Raw genomic sequence first — 16263 nt, forward strand, 5'->3', positions numbered from 1 at the left:
CCGTGGCCCCGGAGGCCGTGCCCCCGGGGATCGCCGCTTACAGCGAACGTTCGACCTTGACCTGATCGAAGACCTCGATCTTGTCGCCGACCTGAACGTCGTTGTAGTTCTTGACGCCGATACCGCACTCCATGCCGTTACGCACTTCGTTGACGTCATCCTTGAAGCGACGCAGGGACTCCAGATCGCCTTCGTAGATGACCACGTTGTCGCGCAGCACACGGATCTTCTTGTTGCGATGGACGGTGCCCTCGATGACCATACAGCCAGCGATCGCGCCAATCTTCGGCGCCTTGAACACGTCGCGCACTTCGGCGATACCGACGATCTCTTCCTTCCACTCCGGCGCCAGCATGCCACTCATGGCCTGCTTGACCTCGTCGATCAGCTGGTAGATGACGCTGTAGTAGCGCAGATCCAGCCCTTCACGCTCGACGATCTCGCGTGCGGAGGCATCGGCACGCACGTTGAAGCCGACCAGAATCGCCTCGCTGGCGAGCGCCAGGTTGGCGTCGGTGCCGGTGATACCACCAACCCCGGAGGAGACCACGGCGACCTGGACTTCGTCGGTGGAGAGCTCTTCGAGTGCCCCACGGATCGCCTCCAGCGAGCCCTGCACGTCGGCCTTGAGCACGACGTTGACCTTGGCCACCTCGTCCTGGCCCATCTGGCTGAACATGTTCTCCAGCTTGGCCTTCTGCTGGCGCGCCAGGCGCACTTCGCGGTACTTGCCCTGACGGAAGTTGGCGATCTCGCGCGCCTTCTTCTCATCACTCAGCACCATGAAGTCCTCGCCGGCTTCCGGCGTACCGTCGAGACCCTGGATCTCCACCGGCATCGACGGGCCCACCGACTCGACCTGCTGGCCGAGTTCGTTGGTCAGCGCCCGTACGCGGCCGTAGTGCAGGCCGGCGAGCACGATGTCGCCGCGGCTCAGGGTACCGTTCTGAACCAGCACGGTGGCGACCGGACCGCGGCCGCGATCGAGCCGCGACTCGACCACCACACCCTTGCCGGGCGCTTCGGGAACGGCCTTGAGCTCGAGCACTTCGGAGACCAGCAGCACGGACTCGAGCAGCTGATCGATGCCGTCACCGGTCTTGGCCGAGACGGGCACGAACTGGGTATCGCCGCCCCACTCTTCCGAGATCACGCCGTGCTGGGAGAGCTCGTTACGAATGCGGTCGAGATCGGCACCCTCTTTGTCGATCTTGTTGATCGCCACCACCAGCGGCACGCCGGCCGCCTTGGCGTGCTCGACCGCCTCGATCGTCTGCGGCATCACGCCGTCGTCGGCAGCCACCACCAGGATGACCACGTCGGTAGCCTGGGCACCGCGGGCACGCATGGCGGTAAAGGCCGCGTGTCCGGGGGTGTCGAGGAAGGTCACGCCACCGTGCTCGCCTTCGACGTGATAGGCACCGATGTGCTGGGTGATCCCGCCGGCTTCACCGGTCGCCACCTTGGTGCGACGGATGAAGTCGAGCAGCGAGGTCTTGCCGTGGTCGACGTGCCCCATCACCGTCACTACCGGTGAACGGGTGATCTCGTCGCCCTCGTAGGAGATGTTCTCGAGCACTTCGGTCTCGAGCGCATCTTCCTTGACCAGACGCGGCTTGTGGCCCATCTCCTCGACCACGATCGCAGCCGTGTCCTGGTCGATGGTCTGGTTGATGGTGACCGCCGCGCCCATGCTGAACATGGCCTTGATCACTTCGTTGGCCTTGATCGACATCTTGTCGGCGAGGTCGGCCACGCTGATCGACTCGGGGATCGCCACTTCACGCACGATCGGCTGGGTCGGCTTCTGGAACCCGTGCTGATTGTCGCCACGCCCACGACGGGTGCCACGACGCTCGGCACGCTTGACCTTCTTGCCGCCGCGACGCCGCTCACCGCGATCGTCGTCGTCGTCACGCCGACCACGACGGCCGCCGCTGTCGCGTTCCTTCTCCTTCTTGGGATGCGCGCGACGGTTGTCGGTACGCTGCTCCTTGGGCGGCGGCTCGACGAACGGCTGGCTGTTGGAGACCGGCTCGTCATCTTCGACCTGCGGCTCCTGGGGAATGTCATCGCCCGGGGCAGTGGGGGCCGGTGACGGCGCCGCGGCCTTGTTGGAGCTCTCCTGGCCTGCGCTCTCGGCGGCAGCCTTCGCGGCCGCTTCGGCCTGCGCCTGCTGCTCGGCCTGCTGCGCCTGATGATCGGCCATGTCGCCGACCAGCTGACGCGGACCGGACTCCTCGACCGGCGCCTCTTCGGCCGGCTCGGCGTCGCGCTTGACGTAGGTACGCTTCTTGCGCACCTGCACCTCGATGGTCTTGCCACGCTCGCCCGAGCGGATCTTGCTGCGGGTGTTGCGCGTCAGCGTGATCCGGTTGCGCGGACCCCGACCCCCACCATGACTCTTGGTCAGGTGGTCGAGCAGGCGCTGCTTGTCTTCTTCGGATACGGCGTCACTCTCCTGCTTGTGCGGGAGGCCTGCATCTTTCATCTGTTCTAGCAAGCGGGAGACATCGCGTCCCACCTTGCCGGCAAACTCTTTTACGGTCATGTCTGACATTACGACCCTCCTGAACCCGTGACCACGTTACTCTTCGCTCTGAAACCAAGGCGCACGGGCAGTCATGATCAGTGCCGCTGCGCGCTCCTCGTCCACGTCGTCGATATCCTTCAGATCCTCGATGGACTGTTCCGCAAGGTCCTCCATGGTGACGATGCCACGGCTGGCGAGAATGAATGCCAGGTGGCGGTCCATGCCGTCCATCGTGAGAAGGTCTTCGGCGGGCTGAGCGCCGTCCAGTTCCTCTTCCGAGGCGATAGCCAGGTTGAGCAGCTCATCCTTGGCCCTTGCTCGCAGTTCCTCGATCAGATCCTCATCGAACTCTTCGATCTCCAGCATCTCCTCGAGCGGCACGTAGGCCAGCTCCTCGATCGTCGTGAACCCTTCCTCGACCAGGATGCGGGCGACGTCTTCGTCGATCTCGAGATGGTTGATGAAATATTCGATCAGGCTGTCGACTTCCTGCTCGCGCTTGCCCTCGGCCTCGTCCACGGTCATGACGTTGAGCGTCCAGCCCGTCAGCTCGCTGGCGAGCCGCACGTTCTGACCGCTGCGGCCGATGGCCTGAGCGAGGTTGTCCTCGGCGACGGCGACGTCCATCGAATGGGCGTCTTCATCGACGAGAATGGAAGCGACTTCCGCCGGCGCCATGGCGTTGATCACCAGCTGGGCGGGGTTGTCGTCCCATAGAATGATGTCCACGCGCTCGTTGCGCAGTTCGTTGGACACCGCTTGCACGCGCGAACCGCGCATACCGACGCAGGCACCGACCGGATCGATGCGCTTGTCGTTGGTCTTGACCGCGATCTTGGCGCGGGCGCCCGGATCGCGTGCCGCGCCCTTGATCTCGATCAGCTGCTCGGCGATCTCGGGCACCTCGATCTTGAACAGCTCGACCAGCATGCCGGGCTTGGTCCGCGACAGGATCAGCTGGGAGCCGCGGGCTTCCGGATCGACCTTCCACAGCAGCGCGCGCACGCGCTCGTTCATGCGATAGCGCTCGCCGGGGATCATCTCGCCGCGCGGCAGGAAGCCTTCGGCATTCTCGCCCAGATCGATGATGAGGCCATCGCGTGTCGTCTTCTTGACGATACCCGCGACCAGCTCGCCCTCGCGCTCGGCGTACTGCTTGACGATCTGCGCCCGCTCGGCCTCGCGCACCTTCTGCACGATGACCTGCTTGGCGGTCTGCGCCGCGATACGGCCAAAGGCCACCGACTCGATCTGCTCTTCGACGACGTCGCCGAGGGCCAGCGGCGGATCGCGCTGTTCGGCTTCGGACAGCGGGATCTCGCGCTCTTCGCTGAGATACTCTTCGTCTTCGACCACGGTCCAGCGGCGGAAGGTGTCGTACTCACCGGTGCGCCGGTCGATCTCGACCCGAACGCTCACGTCCTGACCTTCGAAACGCTTGCGCGAGGCGCTCGCGAGCGCCGCCTCGACGGCTTCGAAGATCACGTCTCGGGGAACGCTCTTCTCGTTGGAGATGGCGTCAACGACCAGCAGTATCTCTTTGCTCATGCCTATGCCTCGCCGAAAAACCGGTTCTGTGGAAACGCCTTGCTCGCATCGAAGCGTGGATCCGGCGCCTCTTCTTGTGATCGATGGGTGGTGTCGACAGCGCGATCGGCGGCTACCGATCCACCGACAGTGATGTTCGGCGTCAGTCGTCGAACTGCGGCACGACGCGCGCTTGATCGATGCTCTCGATGGGGAAGCAGTACTCTTCGCCATCGATCTGCAGCAGCACATCGTCGTCCTCGACGCCGGCCAGCAGCCCCTGGAACTTGCGCCGGCCATCGAACGCCGTGCGCAGCTTCAGCTGCACGACGTGACCACGAAAACGCGAGAAGTGATCCAGGGTATAGAGCGGGCGGTCGAGCCCGGGAGAGGAGACTTCCAGGCTGTAATGGCTCGTGATCGGATCCTCGACATCGAGCACACCGCTCACCTGGCGGCTGACGTCGGCGCAGTCGTCCACCGAGATACCGTTGGGGCTATCGATGAAGATCATCAACTTGGAGTGCTTGCCCTGAGCCAGATACTCCAGGCCCCACAGCTCGAAACCCATGGCGGTGACCACGGGTTCGATGATCGCATATAGTGCTGCGTCCTTGGTGACCACAGACGACTCCTACAGCAGTTGCATCAGGCACCTGACCGGGAGTTGAGAGACATGCAAGGTGCTAGGTGGCTGACTGACGTTGGCGTCAGCAGGCTAAGTTGAGAACGACAAAGCCGCTAACAAAAAGCCCCTTCTCTTGAAGGGGCCTTTCAAAAAACTTGGTAGCGGGGGCCGGATTTGAACCGACGACCTTCGGGTTATGAGCCCGACGAGCTACCAGACTGCTCCACCCCGCAACATCAGGTTGGCGATTATAGGAACGGCTCCGCGATGGGTCAAGGAGCGCCGCTATTCACGCAATCAACCGGTTTCGTTCAGAGGTCTGGAATCCAGATCGATTCTCAGGCTTGACGATGGTGCCGAAGGCGGGACTTGAACCCGCACGACCGTAAGGTCACTACCCCCTCAAGATAGCGTGTCTACCAATTCCACCACTTCGGCATCAGGGGAGTGTCACGCTCGATAGCGTTGACACAGACTCACGAACCCTAACCTGGCACTCGCGAGTTTTCCTTCTCACTCAAGGATTTGACGATTTTTGCGGCGTCCCTTCCTCGAGTGCTGGCGCAGCATTATTCCCGGTTTGGTCGCCGTCGTCAAGGGTCGGCGCACCATTATGTTGCTGCTCGATCACCTGGGCGTCGGGAATGCCGCTCTGCGGCGCGCTGCTGGCGCTGGATGCGAAGTAGGCCAGCGCCAGCGAGGTGACGAAGAACAGCGCGGCCAGACCACCGGTCAGCTTGGACAGGAAGCCGCCGCTGCCGCGGGAGCCGAACACCGTCTGCGAGGAGCCACCGCCGAATGCCGCACCGGCCTCGGCGCCCTTGCCCTGCTGCAGCAGGACGAGCACCACCAGTGCGATGGCGATGAGTACGTGGATCATCAAAACTGCTATCTGCATGAAATCAACCTGCTGACTGACAAATCGCTATGAAATCGTCGACCTTGAGCGACGCACCGCCGATCAGGCCGCCGTCGATATCCTGCTGTGCGAGCAGCTCGGCGGCATTGCTCGCATTCATGCTCCCGCCGTAGAGCAGGCGCAGCTCTGCGGCGAGTTCGCGGTCGAACCCCGCCTGATAGGCGCGGATCGCCGCCATGACTTCCTGGGCCTGCGCCGGGGTCGCCGTGCGTCCGGTACCGATCGCCCACACCGGCTCGTAAGCGATCGTCAACTGACGTCGCTGCGCCGGCTCGAGCCGCGACATGACATAGCCCACCTGGCGCAGCACCACCTCTTCGGTGCGCCCGGCGTCGCGCTCTTCGAGCGTCTCACCGACGCACAGGATCGGGCGAATGCCGACCCCCAGCGCCGCGATCACGCGATCGAACACCGCCTCGTCGTCCTCGCGGTAGAGCTGACGCCGCTCCGAGTGGCCGACGAGCACCGACTCGACGCCGAACTCCTTGAGCATCTGGCCGCTCACCTCGCCGGTACGTGCGCCGGCGTGTAGCGGATTGAGCGTCTGCGCGCCGAGCCCGATCGGCGTGGCGGCGAAGGCTTCCGACGCGGCCTGCAGATAGGGAAAGGGAGGATGGATCAGCACCTCGACCGACGCCGGCAGCGTCGTCTCGGCAAACGCCCGCGCGAAGGTCTCGACCAGTTCCGCCGAGCCATTCATCTTCCAGTTACCCGCGATCAGCGGCTTGCGCATGCTACCTCCCGTCGGTGGTGCGACATGGTATAAAAGCCTTGACAGCAAGACAACAAGAGAACTCGCGCTCCCTGCCGCCTCAGGTGATCAGATTCTCGACGCTCGCCGCGATCCGCCCGGCCATCGCGGCGACGTCGAAGCGCGGACGCCCCTCCACCATGACCCGAATCAGCGGTTCGGTGCCCGAGGGGCGCAGCAATACCCGGCCGCCATCGCCGAGCTCCTGCTCCACCGCCGCCACGCTCTGGTGCAGCTCGGGGCTTTCGAGCAGCGCCTTGGCATCGCTGCCGCCGGGCAGGCGCACGTTGACCAGCGCCTGGGGGGCCTTCTCGAAACCCTCCAGCAGCTGCGACAGGGTAGCACTTTCGCGCACCATCACCGCGAGCACCTGCAGCGCCGAGACGATACCGTCGCCGGTGGTCTGCACGTGGCGGCAGAGAATGTGCCCGGAAGACTCGCCGCCCAGCAGCCAGTCGTTGGCCAGCAGGCGCTCGGTCACGTAGCGGTCGCCGACCTTGGCGCGCTCGAACGGAATCCCCTGGCGCTCGAACGCCGCGGCCAGGCCGAAGTTGCTCATCAGCGTCCCCACCACACCGCCGCGCAGCTTGTCACGGGCGTGCAGGTCGCGGGCGATGATGTAGAGGATCTCGTCGCCGTCGACCAGGGTACCGTCGGCGCCGACCAGCAGCACGCGATCGCCGTCGCCATCGAAGGCGATGCCGAGGTCCGCCTCGCGCTCGCGTACCGCCGCCTGTAGACGCTCGGGATGAGTCGAGCCGACGCCGTTGTTGATGTTGAGCCCATCCGGCTCGGCGCCGATCACGCTGACATCGGCCCCGAGCTCACGGAAGACGTTGGGCGCAATGTGATAGGTGGCACCGTGGGCACAGTCGAGCACGATGCGCAGGCCGTGCAGCTCGAGCCGGTTGGGCACCGTCGACTTGCAGAACTCGATGTAGCGCCCGGCGGCATCGTTGATACGTACCGCACGCCCCAGGCGATGGGGGGCCATGGTCTCGAGCGGCTGGTCGAGCTCGGCCTCGATCTCCAGCTCGACCGCATCGGCGAGCTTGAGCCCCTCGGCGGAGAAGAACTTGATGCCGTTGTCCTGATAGGGGTTGTGCGAGGCCGAGATGACGATACCGGCATCGGCGCGGAAGGTCCGCGTCAGGTAGGCAATCCCCGGCGTGGGCATCGGCCCCAGCAGCGAGACATCAGCCCCCGCCGCCGACAGACCGGACTCCAGCGCCGACTCGAACATATAGCCCGAAATGCGCGTGTCCTTGCCGATCACCACCTTGGGCCGCGGTGCCTGCTGGGATTTCTGACGCGTTTGCTGGTCGGCGATCCGACGCGCCAGCACCCGCCCCATGGCCCAGCCCAGCTTGAGAATGAAGTCGGCGGTGATCGGCGCCTCGCCGACCGTGCCGCGAATACCGTCGGTACCGAAATAGCGTCTACTCATGGACTCCTCGCTCCTGCAGCACTGCCCAAGCCATGTCGATCGCATCACGCGTGGGGGCGACGTCGTGCACGCGCAGGATGCGCGCGCCACGCTCGAGCGCCATCACCGCCAGCGCCAGCCCACCGGGGAGGCGCTGGCTGACCTCGCGCCCCAGCGTCTCGCCGATCATGCGCTTGCGCGACACCCCTACCAGCAGCGGCAGGTCGAGCGCGTCGAGTGCGCCCAGCCGGTTGAGCAGTTGAAGATTGTGTTCCAGTGTCTTGGCAAAACCGAAGCCCGGGTCGACCAGCAGCCGCGCCCGCGGGATCCCCGCCTGCTCGCAGGCGGCGACGCGCTGGCGCAGGAAGTCGATCACCGCCGCCTCGATCGGCTCGGCATAGTGCGGCGCCTGCTGCATGGTCTGGGGCTCGCCCTGCATGTGCATCAGGCAGATCGGCAAGGCGCTCTGCGCCGCCGCGGCCAGGGCGCCGTCACGGGTCAGCGCGCGCACGTCGTTGATCAGCCCCGCCCCCGCCTGCGCCGACTCGGCAATGATCTGCGGCGCGCTGGTATCCACCGACACCAGGGCATCGAACTCGCGCACCAGCATCTCGACCACCGGCAGCACCCGCTCGCGCTCGGCGTCGAGCGCCACCGGCTGCGCCCCGGGGCGGGTCGACTCGCCACCGACATCGATGATATCGGCGCCCTCGGCGAGCATGCGCTCGGCATGGCGCCGGGCATCGTCGAGGCGCTGATGCCGGCCGCCATCGGAGAACGAATCCGGGGTGACGTTGAGAATCCCCATCACGCGGGGACGGGTGAGGTCTAAGAGGTGCTTGCCGCAGTGCAGCATCGATCCGGCGTGGGGCGTTTCCGTCATGGGCCTCGGCTCGCCAAGAAGCGGGAAAAAAGAATCGATCAAAAAAAGAGAGTCACTCTAAGCAGCGCCGCCGCCGGACGCAAGCGCTTGGCTTCCGAGCACAAGCACTACGCACCGGACACGAGCGCTACGCCACCAGACACAAGGGCGCTGACAAACTCACACCGCCGAGAACGCAACAGGGCGCCCTGTCGGCGCCCTGCTGCGAGTGGAACGGTGTAAGCGGCGTCCGGTTCAGGAACCGGCGGGCCCGCCCAGCGGATCGGAGGGGCGTCGACCCGGCTCCTCGTCCTTGGGCTCGTCCTCGTCCGGCTGCGCCTCGCCACCGCCGACCGGCTCGCCGGTACCGGCGCTCGGCCCCTGATCGTCCCAGTCCTTCGGCGGACGCGGCTTGCGCCCTTCCATGATGTCCTTGAGCTGATCGGCGTCGATGGTCTCGTACTGCATCAGCGCTTCGGCCATCAGGTCGAGCTTGTCGCGGTTCTCCTCGAGGATCTTCTCCGCCGTGGTGTAGCACTCGTCGATGATGCGGCGGATCTCCTTGTCGAGACGCGTCGAGGTCTCGCCGGAGTTGAGCTTGCCGCCGCCCTGACCCGGGCCACCGAGGAACTGGTGCGACTCGTCCTCGTCGTACATCAGCGGCCCCATCTCGTCGGAGAGACCCCACTTGGCGACCATGCTGTGGGCCAGCTCGGTTGCACGCTTGATGTCGTTGGAGGCGCCGGTGGTGACACCGTTGGGGCCCAGCGTCATCTCCTCGGCGATACGGCCGCCGAACAGCGAGCAGATCTGGCTGATGATCTGCTGGCGCGAGTAGCTGTAGCGATCCTCCAGCGGCAGGAACATGGTCACCCCCAGCGCACGCCCGCGCGGGATGATGGTGACCTTGTAGACCGGGTCGTGCTCCGGCATCAGCAGGCCGATGATCGCGTGTCCGGACTCGTGATAGGCGGTGTTGAGCTTCTCCTTCTCGGACATCACCATCGAACGCCGCTCGGCGCCCATCATGATCTTGTCCTTGGCCAGCTCGAGCTCTTCCATGCTCACGGTGCGGCGATTGCGCCGCGCCGCGAACAGCGCCGCCTCGTTGACCAGGTTGGCCAGATCGGCACCCGAAAAGCCGGGCGTGCCGCGGGCGATGATACTGGCCTTGACGCCGTCACCCATCGGGACCTTGCGCAGGTGCACGTTGAGGATGTGCTCACGCCCACGAATGTCGGGCAGCGGTACGGTGACCTGGCGGTCGAAGCGGCCCGGGCGCAGCAGCGCCGGGTCGAGCACGTCGGGACGGTTGGTGGCGGCGATAACGATGATGCCGTCGTTGGCCTCGAAGCCGTCCATCTCGACCAGCAGCTGGTTGAGCGTCTGCTCGCGCTCGTCGTGGCCGCCGCCCATGCCGGAGCCGCGATGGCGGCCGACGGCGTCGATCTCGTCGATGAAGATGATGCAGGGCGCCTGCTTCTTGGCCTGCTCGAACATGTCACGCACACGCGAAGCGCCGACACCCACGAACATCTCGACGAAGTCGGAGCCGGAGATGGAGAAGAACGGCACCTTGGCCTCGCCGGCGATCGCCTTGGCCAGCAGCGTCTTGCCTGTCCCCGGCGGCCCCACCATCAGCACGCCGCGGGGAATCTGGCCGCCCAGACGCTGGAACTTGGAGGGGTCCTTGAGGAAGTCGACCAGCTCGACCACTTCCTCCTTGGCTTCGTCGCACCCGGCGACGTCGGCGAAGGTGGTCTTGATCTGATCCTGACTGAGCAGCTTGGCCTTGGACTTGCCGAAACTCATGGGGCCGCCGCGACCGCTACCGCCGCCCTGCATCTGGCGCATGAAGAAGAAGAAGATGCCCAGGATCAGCAGGATCGGGAAGCTGGCGATCAACAGCCGCGTCCACAGGCTCTGCTCTTCCGGCTTCTTGCCGACCACTGTGACCTTGTGCGACAGCAGGTCATCCATCAGCTTGGGATCCTGCGCCGCCGGGCGGATGGTCTGGAACTGGGTGCCGTCGCTGCGCTCGCCACTGATGGTGTAGCCATCGATGGTCACGCTGCGCACTTGGTCGTTCTGCACCTGCTGCACGAATTGGGAGTAGCTCATCGTCTGCGGCGAGCTATCCACGCTGAAATTGTTGAACACCGTCAGCAGCACGGCTGCGATGACCAACCAGAGAATTAGATTCTTCGCCATGTCGTTCAAGACACCACCCTCATAGTACGAATCTCGCCGCCTGCGTCTGCCATGCTCTCGACCCTACCTCAGATGGGGGCTCGCGGCCATGCTTGCAAGCCGTGTCCGCGCGAAAGTCGGTCAGATAGACACCACGTGTATCGGCCTGCCGAGGTGGTGAATGCCGCCTCGAACCGGCCCTGAAATCTGCTCTATCCCGATACTGCCTTGTCTTTATCCCGATACTGCTTTGTCTCTGCTCTCGATGGGCGCGCTGTCGAAGCCCAACCCTGGCTCGACGCCCAACCCGGGCGCTGCCTAACCTTTGAACCCCTGGGCCAGCAGGTAGACCTCACGCGAGCGAGCCCGGGACGCCTCCGGCTTGCGCGTCACCACCTTGGTGAAGCTGGCGCGCAGCTCGCGCAGGTAGTCATCGAAACCCTCCCCCTGGAACACCTTGGCCAGGAAGTTGCCCCCGGGCGAGAGCGTCTGCCGGGCCAGGTCGAGCGCCAGCTCGACCAGATACATCGCCTGCGGCTGATCGATCGCCGCCATGCCGCTCATGTTGGGCGCCATGTCCGACAGCACCAGATCGACGGGCCGCTCACCGAGCTCGGCCAGAATCGCCTCGAGCACGCTCTCCTCGGTGAAATCGCCCTGAATGAAGCTGACCCCGGCCAGCGCATCCATCTCGAGGATGTCGGAGGCGATCACCACCCCTTCGGCGCCGACCTTCTCCGCCGCCACCTGACTCCAGCCGCCCGGCGCCGCGCCCAGATCGATCACGCCCATCCCCGGGCGCAGCAGCGCGTCGCGCTGATCGAGCTCGAGCAGCTTGTAGCTGGCCCGCGAGCGGTAGCCATCCTTCCACGACTGCTGCACGTAGCGGTCGTCGAAGTGCTCTTTGAGCCAGCCGGCGCTGCTCTTGCTCTGCCGCGTCGCGGCGCCGGTCTTGCCTGGTGTCGAGGAGCGGGTCACGAATGGCCACCTGCGGATACGAAAAATGATGGAACGAAAACGGGAATCGGCCGCTGGAACGGGCCGCTGGATGCTGCCGGACCACGCAACCAGGGGGGAGAAGCCGGGTGCAGCGGCCGGACACACGCCGGAATCGGCCGTGTCACAAAGGGCTTTGGCGCCTGCCGCCTTTCCTGGCGCTGCCGAAACCCGTACCATGCGCGTTTCGACAGTGCGGTGGTGGGACCGATTGCAGCACCGCTAAATCTTATTAGTGAAGTCCAACGGTCAGGTTACCATGAGCTTGTCATCGGCACAAAAGAAAGCCTTCCGCAGCATCGGCCACCATCTCCAGCCGGTCGTCACCGTGAGCGAGAACGGTCTTGGCGAAGGCGCCCAGCAGGAACTCGAGCGCGCGCTGCGCGACCACGAGCTGATCAAGGTCAAGCTGGCGATCCCCGAGCGCGAGGATCGCCAGGCGATGATCGAAGAGCTGATCGCCGTCTCCGGCGCCGAGCTGGTCCAGAGCCTGGGCAAGGTGGCGCTGCTCTACCGCCACAACCCCAAGGCCAACCCCAAACTCTCCAACATCGCCCGCGCCGAGAACCACCACGGCCGCCACTGAGTCCGAGGCCTGCGAACCGCAGACATCAGAAGGCGCCCGAATGAAAAGAAGCCGCGACAGTGTCGCGGCTTCTTTCGCTTTCAACGCCGTTTGACCGACGCGCAGCTGCGCGCGTGCGATCAGATATGCTCGACGCCGGAGATCTCGTACTCCACGTCGCCACCCGGCGTGCGCACGTTGACCACATCGCCTTCGCTCTTGCCGATCAGGGCCCGGGCAATCGGCGAGGTGACCGAGATCTTGCCCGCCTTGATGTTGGCCTCGTCCTCACCGACGATGCGATAGCGCACCTCTTCGTCGGTTTCCAGGTTGAGCAGATCCACGGTGACCCCGAAGATCACCTTGCCGGTGCGCGGCATCTTGGCCACGTCGATCACCTGAGCATTGGAGAGCTTGCCCTCGATCTCCTGGATGCGCCCTTCGATGAAGCCCTGCTGCTCACGCGCGGCATGGTACTCGGCGTTCTCCTTGAGATCGCCATGCTCGCGCGCCTCGGCGATCGCCGCGATCACCCGCGGACGCTCCTCGCCCTTGAGATGGTTGAGCTCTTCGCGCAGCGCCTGCTCGCCGTGGACGGTCATCGGGACCTTATTCATTGACTGCTCCTGCATGCTGTTCCTGAAGCCGCCGCACCGTGATCTCGTTGCCATACTCCAGCGCCATGCAGACGGCACGCGCCCCGGCCAACGTCGTGGCATAGGGAACCTTGCGTGCCAGCGCGGTACGCCGGATGACCGAGGAGTCATTGATCGCCTGACGGCCTTCCGTGGTATTCACGATATAGGCGATCTCGTCGTTCTTGAGCAGATCGACGATATGCGGACGGCCTTCATAAACCTTGTTGACGACGGCGACCGTCAGCCCGGCCTGCTCCAGAGCCTGGGCCGTGCCACGGGTCGCCACGAGATCGAAGCCCAAGGCTAGCAGAGATTGGGCAACCTCGATAACACCCTGCTTGTCCGGCTCGCGCACCGACAGGAACGCCTTGCGCTCGCCGCTGAGCTTGGGAATCGCTTCCCCCGCGCCCAGCTGTGCCTTGTAGAAGGCCTCGGCAAAGGTGGTACCGCTGCCCATCACCTCACCGGTGGACTTCATCTCCGGCGACAGGATCGGATCCACGCCGGGGAACTTGTTGAACGGGAAGACCGCTTCCTTGACGCTGTAGTAGCCCGGGATGATCTCGCAGGTGAAGTCCTGCTCCGCCAGCGTCTTGCCGGCCATGCAGCGCGCCGCGATCTGGGCCAGCGAGGTGCCGATGCACTTGGAGACGAACGGCACCGTGCGCGAGGCGCGCGGGTTGACCTCGATGACGTAGATCTCGCCATCCTGCCACGCCAGCTGCACGTTCATCAGGCCGACCACGTTGAGCTCGACCGCCATCTGCTTGACCTGCTCGCGCATCGCGTCCTGGACGTCGGCGGGCAGCGAGTAGGGTGGCAGCGAACAGGCGGAGTCACCGGAGTGCACGCCGGCCTGCTCGATGTGCTGCATGATGCCGCCGATCACCACCTGCTCGCCGTCGGAGACGGCGTCGATGTCGATCTCGACCGCCGCCTTGAGGAAGTGGTCGAGCAGCACCGGCGAGTCGTTGGAGACCTTGACCGCGTGAGTCATGTAGCGCTCCAGCTCCTCGGCCGAGTAGACGATCTCCATCGCCCGGCCGCCGAGCACGTAGCTGGGCCGCACCACCAGCGGGTAGCCGATCTTCTCGGCCTTGACGAAGGCGTCCTCGAAGCTGCGCGCGGTGGCGTTGGGCGGCTGCTTGAGCCCCAGCTTGTCGATCATCTGCTGGAAGCGCTCGCGATCCTCGGCGCGGTCGATCGCATCCGGCGTGGTGCCGATGATCGGCACGCCGGCGGCCTCCAGGGCGCGGGCCAGCTTCAGCGGGGTCTGGCCGCCGAACTGCACGATCACCCCGACCGGCTTTTCCTTGTCGGCGATCTCGAGCACGTCCTCCAGGGTCACCGGCTCGAAGTAGAGCCGGTCCGAGGTGTCGTAGTCGGTGGAGACGGTCTCCGGGTTGCAGTTGACCATGATCGTCTCGTAGCCGTCTTCGCGCATGGCGAGCGCGGCGTGGACGCAGCAGTAGTCGAACTCGATGCCCTGGCCGATGCGGTTGGGGCCACCGCCGAGCACCATGATCTTCTGGCGGCTGGAGGGCTCGGCCTCGCACTCCTCTTCATAGGTGGAGTACATGTAGGCGGTGCTCGAAGCGAACTCGGCGGCACAGGTGTCGACACGCTTGTAGACCGGGCGGATATCGAGCTGGTGGCGACGTGCGCGCACCTCGCTCTCGGCCACGCCCCAAAGCGCTGCGAGACGCGCGTCGGAAAAGCCCTTGCGCTTGAGCCGGAACAGCTCGTCGGCATCGAAGTCGTGCAGCGCGCGCTTGGCCACCTCGCCTTCCAGATGCACCAGCTCCTCGAGCTGGACCAGGAACCAGCGGTCGATATTGGTCAGCGCGAACACCTCGTCCACGCTCATGCCGCTGCGCATGGCGTCGGCGACGTAGAAGATACGGTCGGCGCCGGCGGCCTGCAGCTCACCCTGGATCAGCGCCATGTTCTCGGGACCGAAGTCGGTGACCTTGGGGTCGAGCCCGTCGACGCCGATCTCCAGGCCGCGCAGCGCTTTCTGCATCGACTCCTGGAAGGTCCGGCCGATCGCCATCACCTCACCGACCGACTTCATCTGGGTGGTCAGGCGGTCGTTGGCCTGAGGGAACTTCTCGAAGGTGAAACGCGGAATCTTGGTGACCACGTAGTCGATCGACGGCTCGAAGGAGGCCGGCGTGGCACCGCCGGTGATGTCGTTCTGCAGCTCGTCGAGGGTGTAGCCCACTGCCAGCTTGGCGGCGATCTTGGCGATCGGGAAGCCGGTGGCCTTGGACGCCAGCGCCGAGGAGCGCGACACCCGCGGGTTCATCTCGATCACCACCATGCGCCCGGTGTTCGGATCGACGCCGAACTGCACGTTGGAGCCGCCGGTCTCGACGCCGATCTCGCGCAGCACCGCAAGCGATGCGTTGCGCATGATCTGATACTCCTTGTCGGTCAGCGTCTGCGCCGGGGCCACGGTGATGGAGTCGCCGGTGTGCACGCCCATGGGGTCGAAGTTCTCGATCGCGCAGACGATGATGCAGTTGTCGTTCTTGTCACGAACGACCTCCATCTCGTACTCCTTCCACCCCAGCAAGGATTCGTCGATCAGCAGCTCGTGGTTGTTGGAGAGTTCGAACCCGCGACCGCAGATCTCCTCGAACTCCTCCTTGTTGTAGGCCACGCCGCCGCCGGAGCCGCCCATGGTGTAGGAGGGGCGGATGATCACCGGGAAGCCCAGCTCGCCCTGGATCTCCCACGCCTCGTCCATGGTGTGGGCGACCTTGGCCTTGGGGCACTCCAGGCCGATGTTCTTCATCGCCTTGTCGAACAGGTCGCGATCTTCGGCCTTGTTGATGGCGTCGGCGTTGGCGCCGATCATCTCGACGCCGTGCTTGGCCAGCACACCGTGCTTGTCCAGATCCAGAGCGCAGTTGAGCGCGGTCTGCCCGCCCATGGTCGGCAGGATCGCCGAGGGGCGCTCGCGCTCGATGATCTTCTCCACCGCCTGCCAGGTGATCGGCTCGATATAGGTGGCGTCGGCCATCACCGGGTCGGTCATGATGGTGGCCGGGTTGGAGTTGACCAGGATGACGCGATAACCCTCTTCGCGCAGCGCCTTACAGGCCTGGGCCCCGGAGTAGTCGAATTCGCACGCCTGCCCGATGACGATGGGGCCGGCGCCGATGATCAGAATGCTGTCGAGATCCGTACGTTTTGGCATGCGCTAACACTCGTCGAATAAGG

Annotated in this window: 12 protein-coding genes and 2 tRNA genes; 1 reads left to right on the forward strand and 13 read right to left on the reverse strand. The window is 65.0% G+C overall.

Annotation, left to right across the window (positions count from 1 at the left end; all coding sequences use genetic code 11):
- Nucleotides 1-37: 37 nt before the first annotated feature.
- From infB to rlmE, 11 genes are all read right to left on the reverse strand, one after another.
- The gene (infB, locus tag J0A90_RS11700; RefSeq protein ID WP_207036191.1) at nt 38-2560 is read right to left on the reverse strand and encodes a translation initiation factor IF-2; all 2523 of its coding nucleotides are present in this window, start codon (nt 2558-2560) and stop codon (nt 38-40) included.
- 27 nt (nt 2561-2587) lie between these two features.
- On the reverse strand, nt 2588-4081 hold the full coding sequence (nusA, locus tag J0A90_RS11705) for a transcription termination factor NusA (protein ID WP_035476175.1): 1494 nt from the start codon (nt 4079-4081) through the stop codon (nt 2588-2590).
- Nucleotides 4082-4223: 142 nt separating this feature from the next.
- A complete protein-coding gene (gene rimP, locus J0A90_RS11710) occupies nt 4224-4685 on the reverse strand; it encodes a ribosome maturation factor RimP (RefSeq protein ID WP_106418827.1) in 462 nt (153 codons plus the stop codon).
- Between the two features lie 159 nt (nt 4686-4844).
- A tRNA-Met gene (locus J0A90_RS11715) sits at nt 4845-4921 on the reverse strand.
- A gap of 118 nt (nt 4922-5039) precedes the next feature.
- Nucleotides 5040-5126 (reverse strand) — tRNA-Leu (locus J0A90_RS11720).
- A 79-nt stretch (nt 5127-5205) separates the two neighbouring features.
- On the reverse strand, nt 5206-5586 hold the full coding sequence (gene secG / locus J0A90_RS11725; protein ID WP_207036194.1) for a preprotein translocase subunit SecG: 381 nt from the start codon (nt 5584-5586) through the stop codon (nt 5206-5208).
- A 4-nt stretch (nt 5587-5590) separates the two neighbouring features.
- The gene (gene tpiA / locus J0A90_RS11730; protein WP_207036196.1) at nt 5591-6340 is read right to left on the reverse strand and encodes a triose-phosphate isomerase; all 750 of its coding nucleotides are present in this window, start codon (nt 6338-6340) and stop codon (nt 5591-5593) included.
- A 79-nt stretch (nt 6341-6419) separates the two neighbouring features.
- Nucleotides 6420-7805 carry a phosphoglucosamine mutase gene (glmM, locus tag J0A90_RS11735; protein ID WP_207036198.1) on the reverse strand — a complete coding sequence of 462 codons (1386 nt, stop codon included), beginning with the start codon at nt 7803-7805 and terminating at the stop codon, nt 6420-6422.
- A complete protein-coding gene (folP, locus tag J0A90_RS11740) occupies nt 7798-8667 on the reverse strand; it encodes a dihydropteroate synthase (RefSeq protein WP_233076727.1) in 870 nt (289 codons plus the stop codon). Before folP ends, glmM begins: the two co-directional genes overlap by 8 nt.
- Before the next feature lie 234 nt (nt 8668-8901).
- The gene (gene ftsH, locus J0A90_RS11745; RefSeq protein ID WP_035476169.1) at nt 8902-10866 is read right to left on the reverse strand and encodes an ATP-dependent zinc metalloprotease FtsH; all 1965 of its coding nucleotides are present in this window, start codon (nt 10864-10866) and stop codon (nt 8902-8904) included.
- 288 nt (nt 10867-11154) lie between these two features.
- Nucleotides 11155-11814 (reverse strand): 23S rRNA (uridine(2552)-2'-O)-methyltransferase RlmE, encoded by a 660-nt coding sequence (gene rlmE, locus J0A90_RS11750; RefSeq protein ID WP_207036202.1) that lies wholly within the window; start codon nt 11812-11814, stop codon nt 11155-11157.
- Nucleotides 11815-12091: 277 nt separating this feature from the next.
- Here rlmE and J0A90_RS11755 point away from each other — a divergent pair, with 277 nt between their 5' ends.
- Nucleotides 12092-12418: a YhbY family RNA-binding protein gene (locus J0A90_RS11755; RefSeq protein ID WP_207036204.1), complete on the forward strand. Its 327-nt coding sequence runs from the start codon at nt 12092-12094 to the stop codon at nt 12416-12418.
- A 119-nt stretch (nt 12419-12537) separates the two neighbouring features.
- Here the strand turns inward: J0A90_RS11755 and greA are convergent, their stop codons facing one another.
- Both greA and carB read right to left on the reverse strand, forming a co-directional pair.
- Nucleotides 12538-13014: a transcription elongation factor GreA gene (greA, locus tag J0A90_RS11760; RefSeq protein WP_035476167.1), complete on the reverse strand. Its 477-nt coding sequence runs from the start codon at nt 13012-13014 to the stop codon at nt 12538-12540.
- Nucleotides 13007-16240, reverse strand: coding sequence for a carbamoyl-phosphate synthase large subunit (carB, locus tag J0A90_RS11765; RefSeq protein WP_207036207.1), 3234 nt, complete (start codon nt 16238-16240; stop codon nt 13007-13009). The genes greA and carB overlap by 8 nt, the downstream gene beginning before the upstream one ends.
- Nucleotides 16241-16263: the final 23 nt, after the last annotated feature.

Source organism: Salinicola sp. DM10, from assembly GCF_017306975.2.
Classification (GTDB): Bacteria; Pseudomonadota; Gammaproteobacteria; order Pseudomonadales; family Halomonadaceae; genus Salinicola.

Excerpts from the sequence above, each read along its gene's own strand:
- folP (WP_233076727.1), bottom strand. The coding sequence starts at position 8,667 with ATGACGGAAACGCCCCACGCCGGATCGATGCTGCACTGCGGCAAGCAC.
- carB (WP_207036207.1), bottom strand. The coding sequence starts at position 16,240 with ATGCCAAAACGTACGGATCTCGACAGCATTCTGATCATCGGCGCCGGC.
- secG (WP_207036194.1), bottom strand. The coding sequence starts at position 5,586 with ATGCAGATAGCAGTTTTGATGATCCACGTACTCATCGCCATCGCACTG.
- tpiA (WP_207036196.1), bottom strand. The coding sequence starts at position 6,340 with ATGCGCAAGCCGCTGATCGCGGGTAACTGGAAGATGAATGGCTCGGCG.
- nusA (WP_035476175.1), bottom strand. The coding sequence starts at position 4,081 with ATGAGCAAAGAGATACTGCTGGTCGTTGACGCCATCTCCAACGAGAAG.
- J0A90_RS11755 (WP_207036204.1), top strand. The coding sequence starts at position 12,092 with ATGAGCTTGTCATCGGCACAAAAGAAAGCCTTCCGCAGCATCGGCCAC.
- greA (WP_035476167.1), bottom strand. The coding sequence starts at position 13,014 with ATGAATAAGGTCCCGATGACCGTCCACGGCGAGCAGGCGCTGCGCGAA.
- infB (WP_207036191.1), bottom strand. The coding sequence starts at position 2,560 with ATGTCAGACATGACCGTAAAAGAGTTTGCCGGCAAGGTGGGACGCGAT.
- glmM (WP_207036198.1), bottom strand. The coding sequence starts at position 7,805 with ATGAGTAGACGCTATTTCGGTACCGACGGTATTCGCGGCACGGTCGGC.